Genomic DNA, 24,788 nt, shown 5'->3' with positions numbered 1-24,788 from the left:
ATTTAGTCAATGTATCTCGTACTAGTTAGGATGAAAGGAGCGATGTTTTTGCGTTTTATTCTACATGACAATCAGTTAGTACCAAATGCCTCACGGGAAGCGAAGGCGATCTCACAGCTTCCGGAGTGGTATACCCCCTCTGTTAACCCTGCATTTTTATTTAGTTCAAGTCTCCAACAATTCCTCGTTGGGAAGCAATTACTCCCTGATGAACTCACTTCATTTTCTTTTTCTACTCTTCATGAACATTACGAACAAGGCTATATTCGCTATCATAAGTCAATCATTAAAAAAGACGTGATGACCTGCATGCGCTGTGGAAATCAGCAGCAGCACCTATTTGCTTCGTTTCATTGTGGTCGCTGTTACAGCACGTGCACGTATTGTCGCGCTTGCATTGGGATGGGGCGTGTATCGGAATGTACGCCGCTTATCACATGGAAAGGTCCTCTTTTACGCAAGGTTTCGTCCCCAGCTCTTACATGGAAAGGCAAGCTTTCTCCTGCTCAGCAAACGGCTTCTAGCCAAATGGTAGAAGCCGTAAATTCAAATCAAGAGCTGCTCGTATGGGCCGTTTGTGGCGCTGGGAAAACGGAAGTTCTCTTTGAAGGTATTTCCAAAGCACTTGGTTTGGGTAAATCAGTATGCGTCGCCACGCCGAGAACGGACGTAGTTCTGGAGCTTCATCCAAGGCTTCAACAAGCATTTCAAGGATTGGAAGTAGTGGCGCTTTACGGTGGAAGTGCTGATAAAGGGAAGCACTCTTCCTTAATCCTCGCAACCACGCATCAGCTTTTGCGTTACCATGAAGCATTTGACGTCATGATCATTGACGAAGTAGACGCATTTCCTTATTCAGCAGAACCAATGTTGCAGTATGCTTCCAACAAAGCTCGTAAAGCAGAATCAACCCTTATTTACTTAACAGCAACTCCCAGTGAAAATCTTAAGCAACAGGTTAAAGAAAATAAGCTAGCAGCTGTCAAAATACCGGCTCGCTATCACCGGTATCCCATTCCGATACCTCGTTTTGTATGGTGTGGCAACTGGCAGAAGAGGCTTGTTAAAAAGAAGTTACCTTTCTCTATATCAAGCTGGATCAAGCAGCGAGTGTGTGATGATAAGCAGTGCTTTGTGTTTGTACCAAAGGTCAAATGGGTTCAGCCCGTTGTAGAACTCATTCAACAGCTAACGCCAAGCGTGGCTGGGGTGCATGCAGAAGATAAGGAGCGAAAAGAAAAAGTAAAAGCATTTCGTGAGCGGCAATATACCATTTTGGTTACAACAACCATTTTAGAACGAGGGGTGACTGTCCCTAATATTGATGTCGCTGTAGTAGGTGCTGAAAATGAAATTTTCACTGAAAGCGCACTTGTGCAAATTTCAGGCCGAGTTGGTAGAAGCGCAAACTTTCCAACAGGAGACGTGGTCTTCTTTCACTATGGGCAAACGGTTGAAATGAAAAAAGCGAAAAAGCATATGGTAGATATGAACGATATGGCAAAAAAACAAGGTCTAATTCAGATATGATATGGTGTTTACTGTGCCATACATCAATCGAACCCGCTCATAGCTTCTCGTCTCTGATTTCTCCACAGCAAAGAAAGTGGCTGTGTGAAACGTGCCAGTCATCTTTTAAAGGGCTTTCAGAGCCACTTTGTAGACGTTGTGGAAGAATGCTTAATGAGCTTCCTATAGCTTATTATGAGGGTGAATATTGCATCGACTGCGTTCAATGGAACAAGAAGAAATCACCTTTGATTCGCAACTGTTCATTATATAAATATAATAAATTCGCAAAAGAGGTAATGGCTTTGTTTAAATACCGGGGTGACTACGAACTTCATAAAATATTTACTGACGATTTCGCTCAGCTTTATAAGGTATATAGTCCCGAGAATCCCTTACTGGTTCCCATCCCTTTAAGCAAGGAACGAATGTATGAACGAGGGTTTAATCAAGCGGAAGCGTTGGCATCTTTACTCCCGGCAGAAGTAGCTTACCCTCTTACTCGTAAGCATACGGAGAAACAAGCGAAGAAAACGAGAGAAGAAAGGCTACAAAACCATAGGGTGTTTGAGCTTGTGGAGCCAGCGCTGGTTACAAAAAGAAACGTCATTTTAATTGATGATTTGTACACAACGGGCGTTACGTTACACGAAGCAGCGCTTTGTCTAAAAGATGTGGCGGCAGCAATCTATTCTTTTACAATTTACCGTTGAAAAAATAAGCGGTTCAGCCGATACAAAAGGAAATGAGAAGAGAAAGGGAAAAGGAGCATGTTAACGAATTGTTTACGTTGTGGAAGCTTATATGTTCAAAGTGGAGCACGCAACATTTGCCCAAGTTGTTATCAGGAAGAAGAAGACCAGTATGAGCGCGTGGTTACCTTTTTACGAAAGCGAGAAAATCGAACTGCAACCATGTATGAAGTCGTTAAAAAAACGAAAGTACCGGATCTGCGCATTCGGCAGTTTATTCAACAGGGGAGGCTACTAATAGCCAAATTTCCAAACCTAAGCTACCCTTGCCTAGAGTGTGGGCAAAGTATTAGAGAGGGAAAGCTTTGTCATAGTTGCGCTCAGCAGTTGAAAAATGATTTAGCGAAGCACGAAATAGAAACAAAACGTCAAAGTGAACGACAGGATCGATTATCAACTTATCGTTTGAAAGATAAATAATCTAGATAGAAAGAACTGGTTATCTTCTTTTAATAAAAATAATGGTTCTTAAGACCTTTTTGGTTTGGGTACAAAATCTCACTTATTTTGAAGGTTTTTAGCATGTTTGTGCATTTAGCCTCAACTTTGAGTCAGTTGCTAAATGTTTAATTCAAAGCTCCGATATAATGAGTAATAGATAGCGGATACAAACTTTAAAGAGGTGACGAAAAATGAAGATAAATTCAACTCATTCTAGCAGAATAAATCCATATCAAAAGGCAGCTGAAAAAATGGAAAAAGCTCAGCAAACAGGAAAACGAGATGGTGTTCAAATTTCAAAAGAAGCGAAAGAGCTTCAGCAAATGAGTACAAAAGCAACAGAGCATTCAGCAAAGATTGAACAGCTAAAGCAGCAGATTGAAAATGGAACATATAAAGTTAACGCAGAAGAAGTGGCGAAAGGGCTTATCAACTTTTATAAAAAGTAAAGGGAATGACAAAAATTGAATAGCGGCAAACTGAATGAAATTTTAACAAAGCAAATTGCATTGCATAAGAGCTTATTAGCTTTAACAGACCAGAAAACGGCAATTATTATTAGCCAAGATATCAAAGAGTTAATCCATGTGCTTAAAGATGAGCAAACGCATGTTGCGGCGATAGAAGCGTTGGAAAAACAGCGTATGTTGCTCATGGGAAATATCGAACAGATTGATCAAGCCATTGCCCTTCAACCACTTCAAAGCCAGCTCATTGAACTTATTGAAAGCATTCAGAAAAAAAATGAGTTAAATCAACAACTGCTAACACAATCTCTGCAGCTCATTAATCTTGAGCTTGACTTATTAACCTCATCTCAACAAGTAAATTCATATAATTATACAAAAGTAGAAAACGATGTACCACCACTTACACCAGCATCTACCTTTCAGTCAAAAGCGTAGAGAATGAAGGAGAGAATGTAATGATTTCAACTTTTCATGGGCTGCAGGTTGCAAAGCGAGGCATGAATGCGCAGCAGTCAGCGCTATACACAGTGGGGCAAAATATCGCCAATGCCAACACGCCAGGCTATACCCGTCAGCGCGTTACGTTTGAAGCGAGTACGCCTTACCCAACACCAGGAATGAACCGTCCAGGAGTGACCGGCCAACTTGGCACGGGGGTGGATGCCAAAACGATTGAGCGTGTGCGCGATCAGTTCCTTGATGTACAGTACAGAGGGGAAACGGTTAAGGTAGGTTATTGGAATGCTAAATCGGCAGCCATTGACAAAATGGAAGAAATTCTAAATGAGCCATCTGAAGACGGACTGTCGGCAACGTTTGATCAATTCTTCGAAGCGCTTCAAGACGTTGCCGCAAATCCATCAAATGCCGGTGCTCGATCTGTTGCACGTGAGAGGGCAAATGCGATTGCTGATACATTTACGTATCTGTCCACATCGCTGGAAGTTATTCAAGGTGATTTACAATCTGAAATTGACGTTACAGTCACGCAAATGAACTCGGTTCTTGAGCAAATCAATAACGTTAATAAACAAATTAATGACATTGAAGCGCACGGTTATTTGCCAAATGATTTATACGATGAGCGTGACCGTTTATTAGACGAGCTTTCACAGTTTGTAGAATTTGACGTACAGTACGATCAAACAAGCGGTAACAGTCTGCCCGTAGCTGAAGGAACCGTGACGGTTACGATGCAAACTGCAAATGGCCCTGTTACGTTAGTAAATGGTCAAACTCGTCAAGCTGCAGCGTTTACGATAAACGATAAGGACGGAATCGTAACGGATATTCGTGTAGGGGGCCAAACGCTTTCGCCAGCTAACCTTTCACAAGGTAAGCTTAAAGGATTGATTGAATCAGCAGGTTACGTAGATGAAAGTGGCCAAACTAAAGGCGTATATTCTGATATGCTAGCGTCTCTTGATAAAATGGCCTTTGAGTTTGTAAACTGGTTTAACGGCCAGCACGAAAAGGGCATAACGTTAGATGGCCAAACGGGTGTATCTTTCTTTAATCCAATTAACGAGGAAAAAGGCGCAGCGAAAAACATTACGCTATCAAATGAAATTATTCAAAGTACCAACAATATAGCGGCTGCTTCTCAGTCAGGAATAGATGGAGACCGTAAAGGAGACGGAAGCAATGCGCTAGAGCTGGCTAACTTCCGTGATAGTGCTCGTATTCAGCTTACTAACGATCAAACTGTATCCATGAAAGAATATTATCAGTCTCTTATTGGCCAAATGGCGGTTAACGGCCAGCAGGCAAACCGTTTAAAAGGAAACTCAGAAACGCTTCAACAAGCTGTGGAGCAGCGAAAGCAATCAACAAGCGCCGTTTCAATCGACGAAGAAATGAGCAACATGATTCAGTTTCAGCACGCATACAATGCGAGTGCTCGCATGGTGACAGTGATTGATGAAATGTTAGATCGTATTATTAACGGATTGGGAACGGGTGGTAGATAAAGATGCGAATTACACAAAGCATGTTGGCGGCCAACTCATTACGACATATTAACAGCAGCTACAATCAGCTCCAAACCTTGCAAAATCAGCTATCAACGGGTAAGAAAATTACGCGTCCGTCGGATGATCCCGTTGTCGCTACGAAGGGGATGGCATACAGGTCTAACCTATCTGAAATTGATCAATACAAGCGAAACTTAACCGAGGCTTATTCGTGGTTTGATAACTCTGAAGCAGGGCTCGAACAAGTTAACTCCATTTTTCAACGTGCTAAAGAGCTTATGGTTCAAGGGACAAACGGCACGAACGATGGACAAGATCGTCAAGCAATTGCCCGTGAAATTGAACAGCTGAAGCTTGATTTTATGCAGGTAGCAAATACGCAAGTAGCGGGCAGGTATATCTTTAACGGCGTGAACGTAGGAAACGCCCCCGTTACTCAAAATGCGGATGGCTCCATTGCATCTGAAATTAATGTCGATCCTTTTTCAGTTGAAGTATCAAAAGGCGTCAGCCTACGCGTCAACATTAATGCTGACCGTATCTTTTCGCAAGAAGCGTTTGATTTCATCAATAGTATTCAAGTTGGTTTTGAAAACAACGACGTTGAATCGCTTCAACAATTATCAACACAAGTGGATGACTATTTATCAACTCTATCAGCAGAGCGTTCAGAGCTTGGTGCAAGAAACAATCGCCTGGAGCTCATTGAAAATCGCATTGCTTCTCAAGAAATTATCGCTAGCCGTATGATTTCAGATAACGAAGATGCTGACATTGAGAAAGTCATTACGGACTTAACGATTCAAGAAAGCGTGCACCGTGCTTCCTTATCGGTTGGTGCTAAGCTCATTCAGCCAACGCTTCTTGACTTTTTACGCTAAACCAAAACTCCTTCTCTGAAGGGGTTTTTTTAGGAGGAATACTGATGCAAGTTAGTGCCACCCAGGCCTCTTACGCCATGCCATCCATCACTCAGCCCCAGCCAGTCGACGTTTCGACAGAAAAAATCCAGATTATTGTCGAAAAAACACCGTCCCGGCTTACTATTGATCAAACTAAGGCATGGGAAGAAATGAACCTGCAATCAATTTTAAAAAGAATGGCCGAAGAAGCAAATGAAGGAAAACAGGCGGTGATGGAATCTATCACAAAAGCAACCCAAGAAGGAAAAGAGTTAATGAAAATTGAACAGGAGGGTAATCCAATCGCTGATCAAGCCAAGCGCAACAGCGAAAAGCCCGTCTATCCAAGCAACATAACCTTTATTCCAAGTCCGTTTAGTGTCAAAATAAACTATGTACCTGAAACACTATCAATCTCAACAATTAAACAAGAGGTGTAGCTCATGCTTAAAACAGCTTATCACGGTGATGTTCAAATTGAACAACCCTCATTAACATTTGAAAAAGGTCTTCCCGGGTTTCCACACGAAACGCAATTTGTGGTTTTGCCGCTTCCAAACGCTGATATGTTCCACGTGTTACAGTCTACGAAAACGCAGGAAGTTGCTTTTGTGATGACCGAGCCGTTTCAATTCTTCCCAGACTATGACTTTAAATTAGATGAGACAACGGTCAAGCAGCTTCAGCTTGAAAGTGGCAGTGACGCTGCGGTATACGTCATTTTAACGATGCATGACGACGTGACTAAAATTACGGCAAACCTGCAGGCGCCAATCGTTCTTAACACAAAAAACAATCAAGCTAAGCAAGTTATCTTAAATAACGAAGCCTACCAAACAAAGCACGCGCTGTTTCAGCCCGTCAACAACTAAGGAGGGAACGACCATGCTAGTCCTAACGCGTAAAACGAACGAAACGATTAAAATCGCTGAAAACATTGAAGTGACCGTTCTCTCTATTAGCGGTGATCAAGTCAAACTCGGCATCAAGGCCCCGCGTGACGTTGAAGTCCATCGCCAAGAAATCTATGAAGAAATACAGCTGGAAAACCACCAGGCATCCAAGCCGGTAGCTAATATGATGGACATCTTAAAAATAATAAATGACACCAAACCAAGACTCTAAACCGTCTTGGTTTTTCTTTTGAAAAAAGTAAAGAAACCGCTAAACAATCTAAAAAAGAAGACGATATCATTCTTGTAAAGACAAACTGCCAGGCGGCCGATTGGCGGGGAGTCAAAATAAGCTCATACGGACGTGGGCGAAAACATATTCAAGGAGGAAATTATAATGAGAATTAATCATAATATTGCGGCTTTAAATACTTATCGTCAGTTCAATAATGCGAATAATGCACAATCTAGCTCAATGGAGAAATTGTCTTCAGGTCTTCGTATTAATAAGGCTGGGGATGATGCAGCAGGTCTTTCAATTTCTGAGAAAATGCGTGGTCAAATTCGTGGTTTAGATCAAGCCTCTAAAAATGCTCAAGATGGTATTTCTATGATACAAACTGCAGAAGGTGCATTAAGTGAAACTCATGACATTCTTCAACGTATGCGTGAGCTTTCTGTTCAAGCGTCAAATGATACAAACAATACTGATGACAGGGAAGCTATAGGTGAAGAGCTACTTCAGTTGAAAGATGAAATTGATCGTATCTCTAAGACTACAGAATTTAACGGTAAGAAACTACTCAATGGTGATTTATCAGCCACACAAAATGGTGGTACAGCAGCTGTAGGTACAGCGCTTAATACAACTGCAACAGCTAACATTTCTAAGATTGATGTTTCAGGTGCATTAGGTGGAGAAACTTATACTTTTACTGATGAAACAGGTGGAGATTTGACGTTAACACGTTCTGATGGTGTGTCTCAAACAATTTCATTAGATGCAACAATTGGTGCAGATGGTACAACGACTTTAAACTTTAATGAATTAGGTATCGAACTAGAAATCACTGGTGCATCAGCAAAAACAGCTGCTGATATTGCTGCGGATTTAGATGCATTAGACATTACAACGGGTGCAAACGCTTCTGCTAGCTTTGCGATTGGTTCTAATGGTACTAATGATGAAAAATTGGCAGTTTCTTTCTCAAAAATGGACTCTACAACTCTAGGAAGTGGAGCAGGTAGTCAAATATCTGATTTAGTAGCTGGTGCAGCTAGTGCTGTTGTAGATAATAAGACTAAAGCAGATGCACTTACAACAGTTCTTGATAATGCTATTAAAGACGTTTCAAAGCAACGTTCCACTCTTGGTGCAGCTCAAAACCGTCTAGATCACACAATCAATAACCTAAGCACATCTTCTGAAAACCTAACAGCTGCGGAATCTCGTATCCGTGACGTTGATATGGCGAAAGAAATGATGAATCAAACGAAAAACTCAATTCTTTCTCAAGCTGCTCAAGCAATGCTTGCTCAAGCTAACCAACAGCCACAAGGAGTTCTTCAACTTCTACGTTAATTTTAAGCTGAATAGAAAGACTCTAGTCTATGTACTAGAGTCTTTTTTTACTATGAAAAGGTATAAATGACAGCAATCCAGCCCATACTAATATCAAGGTATTCCCCTATCCCCTTTTTTATTGATCTTCTCCCGTGAGAAGGTCTTTTTTTATGAAAAAGGCTGAAACAGAAGTATTTCAGCCAATGGTAAGCTTGAACGATTGAGAGTTCGCAACTCTTAGTTGTCCAGGCTTTTTTGTGATTGGGCAAACCTAGTTTGGAGACGGAGTGGAATGGAGAGAAAGGCACTCGACTCCTCTGCGCGGAAAGCGAGTGGCCGTGGCGCAATGGAGCGAACGTGTTGAGCCAAACCATAGAGAGGGGAGCGGCTATTGTTTGGCTCTTAGAAGCAATCATTTTGTTATATTCCAAACTCTTGCTTATGTATAAATAGACGATAAAGCCGATTTGTCTTCGATTTGAGCGGGTTCTTGGGTAGAGATGTATTCAATCTTATAGCGGTTTAAGTAGTTTTTTTGAAGAATGGCACAGCCAATTTGCTTATCAGTTGTGGTGAACAAAATGATGCGCTTTTCTCCGTTGATCGTTTCGTCTTTTTGTATTTCTTGAATGGACAAGCTGGGTTCTTCTTTTTTCGCATAGATTTCAATTTTCGCTTGAATAGTAGAATACGAGTCGGTTTCTTTAATTGCTTTTTCGTTTGTATGAATAACGGCAAAGGCCGTGAGCATCCCGGCAAGTAGAAAAGGAATGATCGTTTTTTTCATGGCTGAGTAGCTCCTTTATAGAGGATCGTGACAATGTGGAATTTTAACAGCATTGTAGCACGAAAAGCCCCCAATAAAGGTCTAGATTTAAAGAAATAGGAAAATAAAACAGATTAATGGATAACAAAGGTAGCGCTCGTGACCTTCATCCCTGTCGAAAAAACAAGCCTTATCTCATGCGAAATCGTGTTTTTAAAGCGAAAAAGTACTGCGAACTACCTATAAACAATAAATAAATGCTTCCGATAACAATAGAAAAGAGTGCTTTTTAAGGGGTGGCTGTGATGGAGGGGACATCATTTTCAGCTAAAACGCTTCATTCAATTGCGTTAAGCTATGCCAATGTTCAGCAATCAAAAGAAACAAAACAGCTAGAAACAGAGTCAAAAGCGCTGGAAAGCAGCAATGAAGTAATCATTGCACAGCTTGAAAAAGCAGTGGAAGAGATTAATCGAAAGCTCGCGCCTACGTTTGTTTCGGTGCGTTTTCAGCTTCATGAAAAGTCTCATACGTATTTCGCTCAGGTTGTAAATGCAGAAACAAACGAAGTGATTCGTGAGATACCTCCCGAAAAGCTTTTAGATATGCATGCCGAGATGGAGCGGCTTGCAGGGTTAGTCATTGATCAAAAAATGTAATTGGCGGTGAAACAATGGTTCGTATTGGTGGATTAGCAAGTGGAATGGATATTGACCAAATCGTAAGTGACTTAATGAAAGCGGAACGTATGCCGCTGGATAAAATAAAGCAAAAAAAGCAAACAACAGAATGGCAGCGCGACCAGTATCGCGAAATGAACCGATTGCTAACGGAATTTCGTGATTCGGCTTTTAACATGACGCTCCAGTCAACATATATGGTGAAAAGCTCATCTTCAGCAGATGAATCGAAAGTTACGGCTACTGCGACAACTTCAGCAGGTAACGCGTCGTATACGTTATCAAACGTAACGATGGCGACGGCTGCCAAAAATATTAGCGGGGCAGTTTCAGGAACAACGAAAATTGATCCATCCAAAAGCTTATGGTCTCAGCAAAGTGCGTTTTCAGGTGGTCTAACGTGGCAGACTAAAACGATCAATCAAAGCGCGATTACGGTAGCGAGTGACACGACGAAGGTTTCGTTAGGAAAAGGAGCTATTTCTAATTTACCGACTTCTATTACGGTCAATGATGCGGACGGTGCTTCTACTAATTATACGGTTGTTAACAGCGCGGATAACCTAGGTGCAAACGATGTATTTATTGACGCGGCAACCGGTGAAATGACGTTTGGTACGCAACTTGCAAAAGATAGCGTGGTACAAGGGTTTGATTATGAACAAAACTACGTATCATTTGCCATTATAACCTATGATGAAAATGGAAAAGCGATTGAAGATGATCAAAAGAATGGGAAAATGAACTTTGAGTTTGATGGTACAAAATCTTTAAACGACGTTATTTCTACGATTAATAACTCCAAGGTTGGAATTTCTGCATTTTACGATTCAGGAACGGATAAAATCATGTTTACTCGTAAAGACACGGGTAAATTGACGAGCAGTACGGATGCGGCGGGTCCTCAAATGAAGCTTGAAGGTGATTTTCTGACCCAGACGCTAAAGCTCGATCAAACGAATGAACAAAGCGGAACTGACGCAACGTTTGAAATTAACGGCTTACAAACAACGCGAAAGTCCAATACGTTTACAGTAAGCGGCGTGAACTTTACCCTGCAAGATAACTTTACAGCCCCTGTGCGCGTAAATGTCAGCAATAACACGGATAAAGCTGTGGAATCAATTAAAAATTTTGTGACGAAATACAATGAGCTCATTGCCACCCTTAATGGTAAAATCACCGAAGAGCGCTACCGCGATTACGGTCCTTTAACTGATGCGCAGCGTGAAAGCTTAACGGACAAACAAGCGGAGCAGTGGGAAGAAAAAGCGAAAAGTGGATTATTAAAAAACGATTCAATTCTTTCAAGCGGCTTAAATCAAATGCGTTCCAACTGGTATTCAGCTGTTTCAGGACTTACGGGTGAATTTAAGCAGCTAACGGATATTGGAATTACGACAAGTACGAACTATATGGACCGTGGAAAGCTTGTTATTAACGAGACAAAGCTAAAGGAAGCACTTGAGAAAGATCCGCAGTCCGTTATGGATTTATTTTCAAAGAATGGTGAAACGACAAGCGAAAAAGGAATTGTCCGAAGACTTCGTGAATCCGTTGCGGATACGGTATCTAAAATTGAGCAGCGTGCAGGTCGCTCAACTTGGACGAATACGCAGTTTGTGCTCGGCCGTAATTTACGTGACATGGATGATCAAATTAGTCGATTTGAAAGTCGTCTTGTGCAGGTGGAAGACCGTTACTGGCGCCAATTTACGGCAATGGAAAAAGCCATTCAAAATTCAAACGCACAAAGCATGCAGCTATCGCAATATTTTGCTTAAACATAGCAACATACTAAAGAAAAAGTACGAGAAGGAGTGAAGGAAATGGCAGCAAATCCTTATCAAGCGTATCAGCAAGGGGCAGTTCAAACCGCTTCACCTGGTGAACTTACGCTGATGCTTTACAACGGATGTATTAAATTTATTAAAATGGCCCGTATGGGGTTTGAACAACATAATATCGAAGTGAAAAACGAAAACTTACTTAAAGCACAAAAAATTATTCAAGAGCTAATGGTTACGTTGGATACAAGTGCTACGGTTGGAAAAGAAATGATGGCGATGTATGACTATATGAATCAGCGTTTAATTGAAGCCAATGTTCAAAATCGCGTAGAAATCCTCGACGAAGTAGAGGAATATGCCGTTGAGTTTCGCGATACGTGGAAGCAGGTTATTCAAATGAATCGTAAGCAAACCCATGGTTCAGGTGGCCAAGTGTGACGTCTCTGGACTCCTTATATGACCTGACGGCTGAGCTCTATGGACTTGTACAACAGCCGCTTCTTGCAGAAGAACGTGAGGATATGATTACGAAAGTGGAATCTTTGCTTCAAGAGCGAAGTCAATATATTGACGAGCTTGTTCAGTCGAAAGAAAGCCAAAAAGATGCGAGAGGGAAAATCATCGTTAGCATGAATGCCATCATTGATTCAACATTGTTAAAATGGAAAAAAAGTGTTGAAGAGGACCTTCAAAAAACAAAGGCCAAAAAACAGCATGTTAATCGTTATGTTAACCCGTATGGAAATGAAACATTCGATGGAAGTTTTTACGATAAGCGAAACTGAATAGAAAGCATAAAAAATTGAAAAAATAAGGCCTTCTTCTCTTTGAAGAAGGTCTTTTTTTTGAGTTCCAACATACACTTTCTTAAATTTGAAAATTTATTCGCTGAATTTTCAAAAAAATATAGGTTTAAGAAGGGAAAGTGTCGGGTATTGTAGAAATATAGAGGTATAGCAATGATTAAAGGAGGAGTTCGAATATGATGTACAACATTCGTGGCGAAAACATTGAGGTAACTCCAGCAATCAGGGAATATGTAGAGAAAAAGCTCGGCAAGTTAGAGCGCTATTTCGATGGTACACCTAATGCTGATGTAAACGTAAACTTAAAAGTATACAACAACGACCAAAAAATAGAAGTTACAATTCCAATGACTGATCTTGTATTACGTGCTGAAGAGACGCATACAGATTTATATGCCGCAGTCGACCTTGTCCTTGATAAACTTGAGCGCCAAATTCGCAAGCATAAAACAAAAGTGAACCGTAAAATGCGTGAAAAAGGTGCTGAAAAATACCTATTCGCTGCGTTGGAAGGTGACTCAAGCGTTGCCGTTGCAGCTGAAACGGATGAAGAAGAGCTAGAGCTTGTCCGTACAAAACGATTTAACTTAAAACCAATGGATAGTGAAGAAGCAATTCTACAGATGAACATGCTTGGTCATAGCTTCTTTGTCTTCACAAATGCCGACACAAATACAACCAATGTCGTTTATCGCCGAAAAGATGGGCGATACGGACTGATTGAACCAAACTAAATACAGTAACTCCTAAGGCAGCGAGCTTTATTCGCTGTCTTTTTTAGCGCTGTCTAGTTTACTTTGCTTGTCCTGGTTCTTCTGGGCAATATTGAGTAAATGATCAATTCCGTAATATGAGTATAAGTTGCTACTTGTCTAGCCCCGATGTTACAATTTTATTCAGAATGTTTTATAATAAGGAAATAACAAGTACAAAATGTATTGATTATAAATAGAGGAGCGTTTAATATGCTTGGATTATTTAAAAAAGTGTTTGACGGAAATCAACGCCAAATCGGTCGTTTAGAACGAATGGCTGAACAGATTGATGCGTTGGGTCCTGATATTGCATCGCTGACAGATGATCAGCTTCGTGAGAAAACGGTAGACTTTAAAGAGCGTTATCAAAATGGTGAATCTGTAGACGATATGCTGACGGAAGCTTTTGCAGTTGTACGTGAAGCAGCAAAGCGTGTATTAGGCATGTATCCTTATAAAGTGCAGCTAATGGGTGGTATCTCCTTACATGAGGGGAATATCTCTGAGATGAAAACAGGGGAAGGTAAAACGTTAACTGCAACAATGCCTGTTTATTTAAATGCAATTACTGGAAAAGGCGTGCACGTTGTAACGGTCAATGAATACTTAGCAAGCCGTGACGCAACTGAAATGGGACGCCTTTATGAGTTTTTAGGCTTAACAGTTGGCTTAAATCTAAACAGCTTAACAAAAGATGAAAAGCAAGAAGCGTATGCTGCTGACATTACGTATACAACAAACAACGAGCTAGGATTTGATTATTTACGTGATAATATGGTGCTTTATAAAGAGCAAATGGTACAACGTCCGCTTCACTTCGCTGTAATCGATGAGGTTGACTCCATTTTAATTGACGAAGCGCGTACACCGTTGATTATCTCTGGAACTGCTCAAAAGTCGACGGCTCTTTACATTCAAGCTAACGCATTCGTTCGCACGCTTGATAAAGAAACGGATTATACGTTTGATGTGAAGACGAAGAGTGTTCAGTTAACTGAAGACGGAATGTCTAAAGCTGAAAAAGCGTTTGGTATCGAAAACCTTTTTGATATCTCGCACGTCGCTTTAAATCATCATATTAACCAAGCGTTAAAAGCACACGTAACGATGCAAAATGATGTTGATTATGTGGTAGAAGACGGGAAAGTCGTAATCGTCGACCAATTTACGGGTCGTTTAATGAAAGGTCGTCGCTTTAGCGATGGGCTTCACCAAGCAATCGAAGCAAAAGAAAATGTTGATATTCAAAACGAAAGTATGACGCTTGCAACAATCACGTTCCAGAATTACTTCCGTATGTATGAAAAGCTAGCGGGTATGACGGGAACAGCGAAGACGGAAGAGGAAGAGTTCCGAAACATCTACAACATGCAGGTAGTTGTAATCCCAACGAATAAAGACATTGCCCGTGATGACAAAGCAGACTTAATTTATAAAACAATGGAAGGCAAGTTTAAGGCCGTTGTGGAGGATATTGCTGAGCGCTATGCGAACGGACAGCCTGTGCTTGTTGGTACAGTAGCAATTGAAACGTCTGAGCTGTTGTCTTCATTATTAAAGAAAAAAGGCATTAAACACCACGTTTTAAATGCAAAGCAGCATGAGCGTGAAGCTGATATTATCGAAAATGCTGGTCAAAAAGGCGCGGTGACAATTGCAACAAACATGGCTGGACGTGGAACAGATATTAAATTAGGCGAAGGTGTTATTGAAGCAGGCGGCTTAGCTGTAATTGGTACAGAACGTCATGAATCTCGTCGTATTGATAACCAGCTGCGTGGTCGTGCTGGTCGTCAAGGAGACCCTGGGGTTTCTCAATTTTATCTTTCAATGGAAGATGAGCTAATGCGTCGCTTTGGCTCTGATAACATGATGTCCATGATGGATCGCCTTGGTATGGACGATTCACAGCCAATTCAAAGTAAAATCGTGACAAGAGCCGTTGAATCTGCACAAAAACGAGTAGAAGGTAACAACTTCGATGCGCGTAAACAATTGCTTCAATATGATGATGTATTACGTCAGCAGCGTGAAGTAATCTACAAGCAGCGTTTTGAAGTATTGGATTCAGAAAATCTGCGTGATATTGTAGAGCGTATGATCCAATCAACAGTTGAACGAGTTGTCGCTACGTATACACCAGGTGATGAGTTAGAAGAAGATTGGAATTTACAAGGTATCGTTGATTATGTAAATGCTAATATTCTAGATGAAGGGCAAATTACGGAAGAAATGTTACGCCGTAAAGAGCCTGAAGAAATTGTAGAAATGCTTGTTGATTATGCAAAAGCACGCTATAACGAAAAAGAAGATCAGCTTGAGCCAGAACAAATGCGTGAGTTTGAAAAAGTTGTTGTTCTTCGCGCAGTTGATTCAAAATGGATGGATCATATTGATGCGATGGATCAGCTGCGTCAAGGTATTCATCTTCGTGCATATGGTCAAACGGATCCACTTCGCGAGTATCAAATGGAAGGCTTTGCAATGTTTGAAAATATGATTGCCACAATTGAAGAAGAAGTGACGAAGTACATGATGAAAGCGGAGATTAACAACAACCTTGAGCGTCAAGAAGTAGCGAAAGGACAAGCTGCCGTGCACCCGAAAGAAGGGGATGCACCTGCGAAAAAAAAGCCAAAAGTTAACGCGGTTGATGTAGGTCGTAACGATACGTGCATTTGCGGAAGCGGTAAGAAGTATAAAAACTGCTGCGGAAAAGAAGCATAAAAGTACGGAAGCGTTATTGGTTTAGCGGCAAACTGTGTTACAATCACATACAGATAGTAACCCTCAGGAAGGAAATGGGCAGTCCCCATTTCCTTCCTGTGTGTCAAAAATATGATAGAGGTGTTTGAACGATGGATTTAGTAGAAATTAAGCAAGAGTTAGAGAAAACAGCTAAGCGATTAGCGGACTTTAGGGGGTCTCTTTGACCTCGATAACAAGCAAGCTCGTATCGATGAGCTAGATGAAAGAATGGCTGATCCAAGCTTTTGGGATGATCAGCAAGCAGCACAAACAGTCATCAATGAAGCAAATGGCTTAAAAGATGCTGTAAATCAATTTAATCACTTAGATGAAACATATGAAAATTTACAAGTATCGTATGAGCTTGTAAAAGAAGAATACGATGAAGATTTAGCTAGCGAGCTGGTTGACGAGTTAAAAGAGTTAACGTCAGGTATGAATGAATTTGAGCTGCAGCTTCTATTAAGTGAGCCTTACGATAAGAATAACGCCATTTTAGAGCTTCACCCTGGTGCAGGTGGAACGGAATCTCAAGACTGGGGCTCAATGCTACTGCGTATGTATACGCGCTGGGCAGAGAAAAAAGGCTTTAAGGTTGAGACGTTAGACTATCTTCCTGGAGATGAAGCTGGAATTAAAAGCGTTACGTTACTAATTAAGGGTCATAATGCATATGGCTATTTAAAAGCAGAAAAAGGCGTACACCGACTTGTCCGTATTTCACCGTTCGATTCATCTGGTCGTCGTCACACATCGTTCGTATCATGTGATGTCATGCCGGAGTTTAACGACGAAATCAATATTGATATTCGTACAGAGGATTTAAAAGTGGATACGTATCGTGCAAGTGGTGCGGGTGGTCAGCATATCAATACGACGGATTCGGCTGTTCGTATTACCCATCTACCAACTAACGTAGTTGTTTCTTGTCAAACAGAGCGTTCACAGATTAAAAACCGTGAGCAAGCAATGAAAATGTTAAAATCAAAGCTTTATCAGTTAGAGATTGAAAAGCAGCAAGAGCAGCTAGCTGAAATTCGTGGTGAGCAAAAGGATATCGGTTGGGGAAGTCAGATTCGTTCTTATGTATTCCATCCATATTCCCTTGTAAAAGACCACCGTACGAATACTGAGATCGGAAATACACAAAGCGTAATGGATGGAGATATTAATTTATTCATTGATGCGTACTTACGTTCACATATTTAAGAGTAGTATTATCCCCTGGATTTTCGCGCAAGCGCGGAACCAGGGGTTTTTTCTGACAGCATGAGTTGCTTAAAAGTTACATACGCTATGGTAAAAGTCGTTAACTGAGGTGACTATTATGAAAAGATCGCAAAGAGACGTATTTTCTGCATCTGACCGATTGCTGCAAATTGTCTATGTTATTGTTGGGGCAAGTATCGTGGCGGTAGCTTTTAATATATTTCTACTACCTAATCATATTGCATCGGGTGGTGTGAGCGGGATCAGTACGATTTTAAATGCTTTATTTGGGTGGTCTCCTGCTTATGTACAGTGGGCTTTTAACGTACCGCTTTTTCTTTTAGGAGCTTTGTTGGTTGGGTGGCAATTTGGAGCTAGAACCTTAGTTGGTACGGTTTTTTTACCATTTGTTGTCTTGTTAACAAGTGATATTCAACCAGCTACAACGGATCCTCTTCTTGGAGCGTTGTTTGGTGGCATTGGTGTGGGGGTTGGATTAGGACTTGTGTTTCGAGGGCATGCATCCACCGGAGGCACGGATTTAGCTGCACAAATTATTCACAAGTATACGTCGTTATCGCTCGGTATTTGTGTGGCTTTAATTGATGGGCTCATTGTGATTGCAGCTGCTTTGGTATTTGATTTAGAACGAGGACTATATGCACTAATCGGCCTTTATGTCACAAGTAAAACTATTGATCTTGTCCAAGTAGGCGTCGGGCGTTCGAAAATGGCACTTATTATTACGAATAAAGAGAAAGAAGTGCGACACGAAATTTTACATACAATTGATCGCGGAGTGACACGCTTGTCAGCCTATGGAGGATATACGGATGAAGAACGACCAATCTTAATGGTTGTTGTTGAACAAACAGAATTCACAAAATTGAAACAAACGGTTAAAGCAATTGACCCGTCTGCATTTGTCATTGTTGCAGACGCTTCAGAGGTACTGGGAGAGGGTTTTAAACGTTCGTAAGTAGGTTATAATAGAGTGAAAAACTTCACAAAAATGGTTAATTTTATTGTGGAATGAGGAGGGATAGCCATGAAGAAATTAGCATTAGCAATCATTGCAGGAGCATCTCTTACATTGGCAGCGTGCGGTGGAGGTAATGAGTCTTCTGAAACAGCTTCTGAAGCAAGTGGAGAAGAGCTTTATCAACAAAACTGTTCAGGTTGTCATGGGCAAAATCTTGAAGGTGCAAGAGGACCAAACCTTGAGAAGGCTGGCGCGAAATATTCACAAGAAGAAATTGAAGACATTATTAATAATGGTAAAGGAAGTATGCCAAAAGGCTTGGTAAATGAACAGGAAGCGAGTAAAATTGCGGAATGGTTAGCTGAAAAGAAATGATATAAAACGAGGAGCAAAGAGCTTCTCGTTTTATTTTTTTACAAAAGTTTAGGCGGAAATAGTCCCGCTATTTCTTTTAATTTCCTTGATAGAAGACGTCTTTTTAGGGAGATAAAACAGGTTATGTGAATCCGACTATTGTCATATTTGAAATGAAAATGTAATATTTTTAGGGCTTAAATTCTCGAAAAGTGATGTTATAATGAGAAAGCAACTGAAATGAGTCGTTTTTTTTGATTTTTTTTGTAGTTCTTTGTCGAAAGACGGGAATGAAAATAACACACTTGATTAGGTGATAACTGATGATTGAAATGCAAAATGTTTATAAAACGTATCCGAACGGTGTGAAAGCAATCAATGGGATTAGCATCAAGATTAATCAAGGTGAATTTGCTTATATCGTAGGACCAAGTGGAGCGGGTAAATCCACATTCATTAAAATGATGTACCGTGAGGAAAAACCTTCTACGGGCGACATCATTGTCAATGGCTCTAACGTAGCCAAAATTAAAAGTCACAAGGTACCAATCTTCCGTCGTAATATTGGGGTTGTTTTCCAAGACTTCAAACTTTTACCGAAGTTAACGGTATATGAAAATGTGGCGTTTGCTTTAGAAGTTATTGAGCAGCACCCAGAGGAAATTAAAAAGCGCGTAATGGAAGTGCTTGACCTTGTAAAGTTGAAAAATAAAATGCGTGCATTCCCAGATGAATTATCTGGTGGAGAGCAGCAGCGTGTGTCAATTGCGCGTTCTATTGTAAATAAACCAAAAGTGGTCATTGCAGATGAGCCGACAGGGAACTTAGATCCTGAAACGTCTTGGGAGATTATGGACATTTTTGAAGAAATTAATAAAAGCGGTACAACGATTTTAATGGCAACTCACAATCGTGAAATTGTAAATGCAATTCGTAAACGAGTAATTGCTATTGAAAATGGAAAAGTTGTGCGTGATGAAGTAAGAGGTGATTACGGATATGAAGGCTAGAACATTCGGTCGCCACTTACGAGAAGGAGCAAAAAGTCTTAGTCGAAACGGGTGGATGACTTTTGCATCAGCTAGTGCGGTAACAGTTACCTTACTACTAGTTGGTGTCTTTTTAACGCTTATGCTTAACCTAAATCATGTAGCCAATTTAATTGAAAACGACGTTGAGATTCGAGTACATGTCGATCCAGCAGCTACAGACGAAGAGCAGTCGGCTATTGAAGAGGAATTAAAAGCAATTAGCCGTGTTGATACGGTGTCTTTTTCTTCTAAAGACAAAGAGCTCAAAAGCTTAATTGATAGCATGGGTGAAGAAGGTAAAGCATTTGAACCTTTTGAACAACAAAACCCATTAAATGACGTATTTATTGTGAAAACAAAAACACCAAACGATGTGGCTAAGGTTGCTACAGAGATTGAAAAATACTCGAATGTTACAAATGTGCAATACGGACAAGGAGAAGTTGAAAAGCTGTTTAACGTCCTAGAAGTTGCCCGTAACATTGGAATTGCTTTAATTATCGGTTTGCTTTTCACAGCAATGTTCTTAATTTCTAATACAATTAAGATTACCATCGTTGCTCGTCGTGAAGAAATTGAGATTATGAGATTAGTAGGAGCAACAAACCTATTTATTCGCTGGCCATTCTTCATTGAAGGGTTGTTGCTTGGATTATTAGGTTCAATTGTACCAATTGGTGTCTTAATTGGTGTGTATACATTTGTATTCAATCAATCTGAGCCAAAATTCAACGGATATTTTGAGCTTTTACCAACGTTCCCATTCACGCTTCAAATTGCGCTATTACTTGCTGTAATCGGTGGATTTATCGGCGTTTGGGGAAGTATGCTATCAGTTCGAAAATTCTTAAAAAAATAAACTATATTATTCAGTACCACGACAAATCTAGCCTAAACGTTAGATTTGTCTTCTTACATATAAAGATGATAAGCACATAAAAAACATGTACAAATGAGGAGAACAGGCAAATGAAACGCAAAGTATTAACGGTTACAGCAGCGGCTTTTGTCGGGCTAAGTGGTGTATGGTTAAGTTCGGGGAATATCGCTTATGCAAACGGAGACATTGATAAAAAGATTAGCGACTTAAATGAAAAAAGTTCAAATGTAAACAAAAACATTAATGAAGGTAAAGAAGAAATAAAATCTTTACAAGAGCAACAGAAAAAAACAGAAGCCGAAATGAAGCGTTTAGATGCAAAAATTGGTGAGACAAATGAGAAAATTCGCAGTCGTGAGTCTGAAATATCAGAAACAAAGAAAGAAATTGAAAAATTAAAAAAAGAAATTGAAGAAGTAAAAGAACGCATTGAAAAGCGAAACGAACTGCTAAAAGATCGAGCTGTAGCACTACAGGAAAGCGGTGGCTCAGTAGATTACATGCAAGTTCTATTAGGTTCACAAAGCTTTGGTGACTTCATTAGCCGTGTTAGTGCAGTGTCTACGATTGTAGAAGCGGACCGTGAGCTATTAATTCAGCATGAGCAAGACAAAAAAGAGCTTCAAACAAAAGAAACCGCTGTTCAAACAAAGCTAGATTCACTTGAAAAAGCGTTAAAAGAACTTGAAACATTGTCGGCAGACCTTGAGAAGCAAGTCGCTGAAAAAGATAAATTAATTGCTACTTTACAATCCCAAGAACAATCAGCAAACGATGAAATTGTTGGTTTAGAAGAAGAAGCAGCTCTATTAGCTGACCAAAAGAAAGCGGCAGAAGGTGAAAAGGCAGCTTGGGAACAAGCGCAGCGTGAAAAAGCGAAAGCAGCAGAAGAAGCAAAGGCAAAAGCTGAAGCAGAAGCGAAAGCTAGTCAATCACAGCCAGCAGCAAAATCTGCACCAAGCGCAGCACCAGCTCAAAAAGCAGAAGAAGCTGCACCAGCAGTAACAAGTGGTTCGTTCATGCGCCCAGCTAACGGCCCAGTTACATCTCGATTTGGTTATCGTGAAACGTTTGGTCGCATGCACTACGGAATTGATATTGGAAAACGTGGCGGTAGCGTACCAATTGTCTCTGTAGCGGATGGAACAGTTATTCGAGCGTATTATTCATCATCTTTCGGAAATGTTGTATTTGTACGTCACAACGTCAACGGTCAAACTTGGGTATCAGTCTATGCGCACTTAGAAAGTTATAATGTGTCTAGCGGTCAGTCAATCGGAAAAGGCCAACAGTTAGGCTACATGGGTAATACAGGTCGTTCATTTGGTGCACATTTGCACTTTGAACTTCATAAAGGAGATTGGCAAGGAAGCAGCTCTGCTGTAAACCCTGAAAATTATATTAACTTCTAATTTTGTGCATATGTTGTACAAGCTTATCATAAAATCTTAACAAAAAGGCATCACACTTGATTTGTGTGGTGCCTTTTGCTACAAATAACACATGCATCCTTTTTATTACATAGTTTCAAGGCTATCTATTATAATAAAAAGAGATGGGTCAGGGTTGAGGAGGATGAAAGAGCTTGAATCGAAAAATAGTGGCATTATTAATGATACTCTCTCTTGTAGTTGGGGCAGCAGGTACTTATTTTGGATTACAATATGCAAGTGCTCAAAGCGCTGGTTTATCAAGTCTCTCGTCGGCTACAGGGACAAACAATGTAGATGTAAATGGTGAGTTTGAAAAGATTAAGCAAGCCTATGACCTTATATCATCCCAATATTATAAGGATGTAGATGAAAAAAAATTACTAGAAGGTGCTATTCAAGGAATGGTACAGACGCTTGATGACCCTCATTCATCCTATATGAATAAGGAAACAGCAAAGCAATTTGAACAATCGCTTGACTCATCCTTTGAAGGAATTGGTGCAGAAGTTAGCATGGTAGATGGCAAGGTTACAATCGTAGCACCATTTAAGGAATCACCGGCTGAAAAAGCTGGTTTAAAGCCAAATGACCAGATTTTAAAAATTGATGGTAAAAACATTGAAGGATTAGAGCTTTATGATGCTGTACTCAAAATCCGCGGTAAAAAAGGGTCAACCGTTAAATTAGACATTCAGCGTCCCGGTGTAAAAGATATAATGAAAGTTGATGTAGTCCGTGACGAAATTCCAATTGAAACTGTTTATTCATCTGTAAAGAAAGTAAATGGTAAATCAATTGGCTACATGGAGATTACTTCATTTTCTGAATCAACCCAGGATGAATTTAAAAAGCAGCTAAAAGAACTTGAAAAGAAAAACATTGAGGGACTTGTCCTTGATGTGCGTGGAAATCCAGGTGGCTATCTCCAAAGTGTAGAGAAAATGTTAGATGAGCTTGTAACAGGTAAAAAGCCGTATGTACAAATTGAAGAGCGTGATGGTGATCGCCAAACGGTTAAGTCTTCTTTAAAAGAACCAAAAGATTATCCAATTGTAGGACTAATCGATGGTGGTAGCGCATCTGCTTCAGAAATCTTAGCCGGTGCGTTAAAAGAAGCTGGTGGATATGACATCGTCGGTGAAAAGTCATATGGTAAAGGAACAGTTCAGCAAGCTGTGCCAATGGAAGATGGCAGTAACTTAAAGCTGACATTCTATAAATGGTTAACACCCGATGGCAACTGGATTAATGAAAAAGGAATTAAGCCAACTGTTGAAGTAAAGCAGCCTGACTATTACTACACAAATCCAATTCAAGTTACCAAAACACTGAAATTTGATATGACAGATGATCAAATTAAAAATGCACAGCAAATGTTAAAGGGATTAGGTTTTGAACCTGGCCGTACCGATGGATATTTCGGTAAGGAAACAGAAACAGCTGTAAAAGCGTTCCAAAAAACAAATGACCAAAAAGTGACGGGAGAAATTGACGAAGATACAGCAGCACTACTTCAGACGAAGCTGCTGGAAAAAATAAAGTCTAAAGAAGATGATCGTCAATTAGAAACGGCTCTAAAGCTTGCGAGCGAATAATGAATAACTACAAAAACCCCCTCTTTGCAGGCTTGTAAAGAGGGGGTTTTTGTAGAAATAGTGAGCATGTTTATTCCCTTTTTCTGTTACAATAAGTGAACAAGTTGTTTTTTCATCCATATTAATAAAGGAGGAGCTCACTAATATGGAAGAACAAAAAGAATTACAGCCAAAGGTAGAGAAGAGCTTTGAACTGATTGGTAAAAAATGGACAGGTTTAATCATTTACGTGCTGATGAGCGGTCCAAAGCGTTTTAGCGAGCTCAATGAGGCAATTCCAGCTTTAAGTAGAAGATTATTAACTGAGCGAGTTAAAGAATTAGAAGAGCATGATATTGTATTACGCACAGTTATACCGGAGCGTCCAATTCGAACAGAATATACTCTAACGCAAAAAGGAAAAGAGCTAGGGCAAATTTTAGGACCCATTACGCAATGGGCAGAAAGCTGGATTAAAGATTAACAAATACAGAAGTAGAAGACTAGCTATAGAAAGGAAGACCAAAGATGGCAAACGTTCTTTATATTACTGCGCACCCACTAAGTGAAGATGAATCATTAAGTATGGCGGTAGGTCAGCAATTTATTGAAGCCTACCAAAAAACAAACCCAAATGATGAAGTCGTTCATTTGGATTTATATACGGCTGACATACCATTTTTAGATAAGGACGTATTTAATGGATGGAAAAAGCTGCGCACAACGGGCTCTTTAGAAGAGCTATCATCAGATGAACGAATGAAAGTAGGACGACTGGCAGAATTAGGTGCACAATTTTTATTAGCAGATAAATATGTGTTTGTTACGCCGATGTGGAATTTTTCGGTACCTGCCATTATGAAAGCTTATATTGATGCAATTGCTGTATCAGGCAAGACGTTTACATATACAAAAGAAGGTGCGGAAGGTTTGTTAAAAGGAAAGAAAGCACTTCATATTCAAGCTCGAGGAGATGTGTATTCAGAAGGCCCAGAAGTAAACCGTGAAATGGGACATCGCTATCTAGAAGTAATGATGGACTTTTTTGGGATTGAATCCTTTGAGAGCATTATTATTGAAGGTCAGGTGAAGTTTCCAACTAAAGCAAAAGAACTCAAAGAAAAAGCAATAAATCAGGCGTTGAATATTGCTACTACTTTTTAAAAAGACTTTTACCAGTCTTTTTTTTATATTTAAAAGACATAATAAAAAACAGAGTAACCATTTAAACGCAAATAAAATAGTTGACTAAAAAGGTTACCTAAGTTACTATTAG

General features: G+C 40.1%; 27 protein-coding genes. 26 read left to right on the top strand and 1 reads right to left on the bottom strand.

Annotation, left to right across the window (positions count from 1 at the left end; all coding sequences use genetic code 11):
- Nucleotides 1-42: 42 nt before the first annotated feature.
- The 11 genes from EPL02_RS09090 to EPL02_RS09040 all read left to right on the top strand — a co-directional run bounded on the left by EPL02_RS09090 (nucleotide 43) and on the right by EPL02_RS09040 (nucleotide 8,522).
- Nucleotides 43-1,530, top strand: coding sequence for an ATP-dependent helicase ComFA (locus EPL02_RS09090; protein WP_131887511.1), 1,488 nt, complete (start codon nucleotides 43-45; stop codon nucleotides 1,528-1,530).
- A 284-nt stretch (nucleotides 1,531-1,814) separates the two neighbouring features.
- On the top strand, nucleotides 1,815-2,222 hold the full coding sequence (locus EPL02_RS09085) for a ComF family protein (RefSeq protein WP_131887510.1): 408 nt from the start codon (nucleotides 1,815-1,817) through the stop codon (nucleotides 2,220-2,222).
- 57 nt (nucleotides 2,223-2,279) lie between these two features.
- Nucleotides 2,280-2,681 carry a TIGR03826 family flagellar region protein gene (locus tag EPL02_RS09080; RefSeq protein ID WP_131887509.1) on the top strand — a complete coding sequence of 134 codons (402 nt, stop codon included), beginning with the start codon at nucleotides 2,280-2,282 and terminating at the stop codon, nucleotides 2,679-2,681.
- Nucleotides 2,682-2,893: 212 nt separating this feature from the next.
- Nucleotides 2,894-3,151, top strand: coding sequence for a flagellar biosynthesis anti-sigma factor FlgM (gene flgM, locus EPL02_RS09075; protein ID WP_094911074.1), 258 nt, complete (start codon nucleotides 2,894-2,896; stop codon nucleotides 3,149-3,151).
- Between the two features lie 15 nt (nucleotides 3,152-3,166).
- Nucleotides 3,167-3,607 carry a flagellar protein FlgN gene (locus EPL02_RS09070; protein WP_094911075.1) on the top strand — a complete coding sequence of 147 codons (441 nt, stop codon included), beginning with the start codon at nucleotides 3,167-3,169 and terminating at the stop codon, nucleotides 3,605-3,607.
- A 20-nt stretch (nucleotides 3,608-3,627) separates the two neighbouring features.
- Nucleotides 3,628-5,142 carry a flagellar hook-associated protein FlgK gene (flgK, locus tag EPL02_RS09065; RefSeq protein ID WP_131887508.1) on the top strand — a complete coding sequence of 505 codons (1,515 nt, stop codon included), beginning with the start codon at nucleotides 3,628-3,630 and terminating at the stop codon, nucleotides 5,140-5,142.
- 2 nt (nucleotides 5,143-5,144) lie between these two features.
- Entirely contained in the window at nucleotides 5,145-6,026 is an 882-nt protein-coding gene (gene flgL / locus EPL02_RS09060) for a flagellar hook-associated protein FlgL (RefSeq protein WP_131887507.1), read from the top strand.
- Between the two features lie 44 nt (nucleotides 6,027-6,070).
- Entirely contained in the window at nucleotides 6,071-6,487 is a 417-nt protein-coding gene (locus EPL02_RS09055; RefSeq protein WP_131887506.1) for a DUF6470 family protein, read from the top strand.
- Nucleotides 6,488-6,490: 3 nt separating this feature from the next.
- Nucleotides 6,491-6,919, top strand: a complete 429-nt coding sequence (gene fliW, locus EPL02_RS09050; RefSeq protein ID WP_131887505.1) for a flagellar assembly protein FliW — start codon at nucleotides 6,491-6,493, stop codon at nucleotides 6,917-6,919.
- A 13-nt stretch (nucleotides 6,920-6,932) separates the two neighbouring features.
- Nucleotides 6,933-7,172, top strand: coding sequence for a carbon storage regulator CsrA (csrA, locus tag EPL02_RS09045; RefSeq protein ID WP_131887504.1), 240 nt, complete (start codon nucleotides 6,933-6,935; stop codon nucleotides 7,170-7,172).
- Between the two features lie 165 nt (nucleotides 7,173-7,337).
- Nucleotides 7,338-8,522 carry a flagellin N-terminal helical domain-containing protein gene (locus tag EPL02_RS09040; RefSeq protein ID WP_131887503.1) on the top strand — a complete coding sequence of 395 codons (1,185 nt, stop codon included), beginning with the start codon at nucleotides 7,338-7,340 and terminating at the stop codon, nucleotides 8,520-8,522.
- 421 nt (nucleotides 8,523-8,943) lie between these two features.
- Here the strand turns inward: EPL02_RS09040 and EPL02_RS09035 are convergent, their stop codons facing one another.
- Nucleotides 8,944-9,291: a hypothetical protein gene (locus tag EPL02_RS09035; protein WP_131887502.1), complete on the bottom strand. Its 348-nt coding sequence runs from the start codon at nucleotides 9,289-9,291 to the stop codon at nucleotides 8,944-8,946.
- 284 nt (nucleotides 9,292-9,575) lie between these two features.
- Between EPL02_RS09035 and EPL02_RS09030 the strand changes: the two genes are divergently transcribed.
- The 15 genes from EPL02_RS09030 to EPL02_RS08960 all read left to right on the top strand — a co-directional run bounded on the left by EPL02_RS09030 (nucleotide 9,576) and on the right by EPL02_RS08960 (nucleotide 24,676).
- The gene (locus EPL02_RS09030; protein WP_094911083.1) at nucleotides 9,576-9,929 is read left to right on the top strand and encodes a flagellar protein FlaG; all 354 of its coding nucleotides are present in this window, start codon (nucleotides 9,576-9,578) and stop codon (nucleotides 9,927-9,929) included.
- Nucleotides 9,930-9,943: 14 nt separating this feature from the next.
- Complete coding sequence (gene fliD, locus EPL02_RS09025; protein ID WP_131887501.1) at nucleotides 9,944-11,734, top strand: flagellar filament capping protein FliD; 1,791 nt, start codon at nucleotides 9,944-9,946, stop codon at nucleotides 11,732-11,734.
- A 45-nt stretch (nucleotides 11,735-11,779) separates the two neighbouring features.
- Nucleotides 11,780-12,178, top strand: coding sequence for a flagellar export chaperone FliS (gene fliS, locus EPL02_RS09020; RefSeq protein WP_131887500.1), 399 nt, complete (start codon nucleotides 11,780-11,782; stop codon nucleotides 12,176-12,178).
- The gene (gene fliT / locus EPL02_RS09015) at nucleotides 12,175-12,525 is read left to right on the top strand and encodes a flagellar protein FliT (RefSeq protein ID WP_131887499.1); all 351 of its coding nucleotides are present in this window, start codon (nucleotides 12,175-12,177) and stop codon (nucleotides 12,523-12,525) included. The genes fliS and fliT overlap by 4 nt, the downstream gene beginning before the upstream one ends.
- Nucleotides 12,526-12,722: 197 nt before the next feature.
- A complete protein-coding gene (hpf, locus tag EPL02_RS09010; protein ID WP_094911087.1) occupies nucleotides 12,723-13,280 on the top strand; it encodes a ribosome hibernation-promoting factor, HPF/YfiA family in 558 nt (185 codons plus the stop codon).
- A 231-nt stretch (nucleotides 13,281-13,511) separates the two neighbouring features.
- Nucleotides 13,512-16,028, top strand: a complete 2,517-nt coding sequence (gene secA / locus EPL02_RS09005) for a preprotein translocase subunit SecA (protein WP_094911088.1) — start codon at nucleotides 13,512-13,514, stop codon at nucleotides 16,026-16,028.
- A 131-nt stretch (nucleotides 16,029-16,159) separates the two neighbouring features.
- Nucleotides 16,160-17,258 (top strand): peptide chain release factor 2 gene (prfB, locus tag EPL02_RS09000; RefSeq protein WP_131887498.1). Its coding sequence is split into 2 segments (ribosomal slippage): nucleotides 16,160-16,222 and nucleotides 16,224-17,258, totalling 1,098 coding nucleotides; the frame shifts between segments, so codons are not numbered across the junction.
- Between the two features lie 118 nt (nucleotides 17,259-17,376).
- The gene (locus EPL02_RS08995; RefSeq protein WP_094911089.1) at nucleotides 17,377-18,237 is read left to right on the top strand and encodes a YitT family protein; all 861 of its coding nucleotides are present in this window, start codon (nucleotides 17,377-17,379) and stop codon (nucleotides 18,235-18,237) included.
- Nucleotides 18,238-18,306: 69 nt separating this feature from the next.
- Nucleotides 18,307-18,615: a cytochrome c551 gene (gene cccB / locus EPL02_RS08990; RefSeq protein ID WP_094911090.1), complete on the top strand. Its 309-nt coding sequence runs from the start codon at nucleotides 18,307-18,309 to the stop codon at nucleotides 18,613-18,615.
- Between the two features lie 302 nt (nucleotides 18,616-18,917).
- Nucleotides 18,918-19,604: a cell division ATP-binding protein FtsE gene (gene ftsE / locus EPL02_RS08985; protein ID WP_061786090.1), complete on the top strand. Its 687-nt coding sequence runs from the start codon at nucleotides 18,918-18,920 to the stop codon at nucleotides 19,602-19,604.
- Nucleotides 19,594-20,484 carry a permease-like cell division protein FtsX gene (gene ftsX / locus EPL02_RS08980; RefSeq protein WP_094911091.1) on the top strand — a complete coding sequence of 297 codons (891 nt, stop codon included), beginning with the start codon at nucleotides 19,594-19,596 and terminating at the stop codon, nucleotides 20,482-20,484. Before ftsE ends, ftsX begins: the two co-directional genes overlap by 11 nt.
- Before the next feature lie 110 nt (nucleotides 20,485-20,594).
- Entirely contained in the window at nucleotides 20,595-21,917 is a 1,323-nt protein-coding gene (locus tag EPL02_RS08975; protein WP_131887497.1) for a murein hydrolase activator EnvC family protein, read from the top strand.
- A 173-nt stretch (nucleotides 21,918-22,090) separates the two neighbouring features.
- Nucleotides 22,091-23,533 (top strand): S41 family peptidase, encoded by a 1,443-nt coding sequence (locus EPL02_RS08970; RefSeq protein ID WP_094911092.1) that lies wholly within the window; start codon nucleotides 22,091-22,093, stop codon nucleotides 23,531-23,533.
- Between the two features lie 145 nt (nucleotides 23,534-23,678).
- Nucleotides 23,679-23,996, top strand: coding sequence for a winged helix-turn-helix transcriptional regulator (locus tag EPL02_RS08965; RefSeq protein ID WP_094911093.1), 318 nt, complete (start codon nucleotides 23,679-23,681; stop codon nucleotides 23,994-23,996).
- 44 nt (nucleotides 23,997-24,040) lie between these two features.
- Nucleotides 24,041-24,676: an FMN-dependent NADH-azoreductase gene (locus EPL02_RS08960; protein ID WP_094911094.1), complete on the top strand. Its 636-nt coding sequence runs from the start codon at nucleotides 24,041-24,043 to the stop codon at nucleotides 24,674-24,676.
- The last annotated feature ends 112 nt before the right edge of the window (nucleotides 24,677-24,788 follow it).

The sequence above is a fragment of the Bacillus sp. CBEL-1 genome, assembly GCF_004348885.1.
GTDB classification, from domain to species: Bacteria; Bacillota; Bacilli; order Bacillales; family Bacillaceae_H; genus Priestia; species Priestia aryabhattai_A.
Note: the sequence above shows the minus strand (reverse complement) of the source record. Positions and strands in the feature narration are given on the sequence as shown.

Bases quoted from the DNA above. Each gene is read 5' to 3' on its own strand.
- EPL02_RS08960 (WP_094911094.1), top strand. From the start codon at position 24,041: ATGGCAAACGTTCTTTATATTACTGCGCACCCACTAAGTGAAGATGAA.
- EPL02_RS09090 (WP_131887511.1), top strand. From the start codon at position 43: ATGTTTTTGCGTTTTATTCTACATGACAATCAGTTAGTACCAAATGCC.
- EPL02_RS09035 (WP_131887502.1), bottom strand. From the start codon at position 9,291: ATGAAAAAAACGATCATTCCTTTTCTACTTGCCGGGATGCTCACGGCC.
- EPL02_RS09080 (WP_131887509.1), top strand. From the start codon at position 2,280: ATGTTAACGAATTGTTTACGTTGTGGAAGCTTATATGTTCAAAGTGGA.
- ftsE (WP_061786090.1), top strand. From the start codon at position 18,918: ATGATTGAAATGCAAAATGTTTATAAAACGTATCCGAACGGTGTGAAA.
- EPL02_RS09055 (WP_131887506.1), top strand. From the start codon at position 6,071: ATGCAAGTTAGTGCCACCCAGGCCTCTTACGCCATGCCATCCATCACT.
- fliS (WP_131887500.1), top strand. From the start codon at position 11,780: ATGGCAGCAAATCCTTATCAAGCGTATCAGCAAGGGGCAGTTCAAACC.
- flgM (WP_094911074.1), top strand. From the start codon at position 2,894: ATGAAGATAAATTCAACTCATTCTAGCAGAATAAATCCATATCAAAAG.
- EPL02_RS08995 (WP_094911089.1), top strand. From the start codon at position 17,377: ATGAAAAGATCGCAAAGAGACGTATTTTCTGCATCTGACCGATTGCTG.
- EPL02_RS08965 (WP_094911093.1), top strand. From the start codon at position 23,679: ATGGAAGAACAAAAAGAATTACAGCCAAAGGTAGAGAAGAGCTTTGAA.
- csrA (WP_131887504.1), top strand. From the start codon at position 6,933: ATGCTAGTCCTAACGCGTAAAACGAACGAAACGATTAAAATCGCTGAA.
- flgK (WP_131887508.1), top strand. From the start codon at position 3,628: ATGATTTCAACTTTTCATGGGCTGCAGGTTGCAAAGCGAGGCATGAAT.
- hpf (WP_094911087.1), top strand. From the start codon at position 12,723: ATGATGTACAACATTCGTGGCGAAAACATTGAGGTAACTCCAGCAATC.
- cccB (WP_094911090.1), top strand. From the start codon at position 18,307: ATGAAGAAATTAGCATTAGCAATCATTGCAGGAGCATCTCTTACATTG.
- secA (WP_094911088.1), top strand. From the start codon at position 13,512: ATGCTTGGATTATTTAAAAAAGTGTTTGACGGAAATCAACGCCAAATC.
- EPL02_RS08975 (WP_131887497.1), top strand. From the start codon at position 20,595: ATGAAACGCAAAGTATTAACGGTTACAGCAGCGGCTTTTGTCGGGCTA.
- ftsX (WP_094911091.1), top strand. From the start codon at position 19,594: ATGAAGGCTAGAACATTCGGTCGCCACTTACGAGAAGGAGCAAAAAGT.
- EPL02_RS09030 (WP_094911083.1), top strand. From the start codon at position 9,576: ATGGAGGGGACATCATTTTCAGCTAAAACGCTTCATTCAATTGCGTTA.
- flgL (WP_131887507.1), top strand. From the start codon at position 5,145: ATGCGAATTACACAAAGCATGTTGGCGGCCAACTCATTACGACATATT.
- fliD (WP_131887501.1), top strand. From the start codon at position 9,944: ATGGTTCGTATTGGTGGATTAGCAAGTGGAATGGATATTGACCAAATC.
- EPL02_RS09040 (WP_131887503.1), top strand. From the start codon at position 7,338: ATGAGAATTAATCATAATATTGCGGCTTTAAATACTTATCGTCAGTTC.
- fliW (WP_131887505.1), top strand. From the start codon at position 6,491: ATGCTTAAAACAGCTTATCACGGTGATGTTCAAATTGAACAACCCTCA.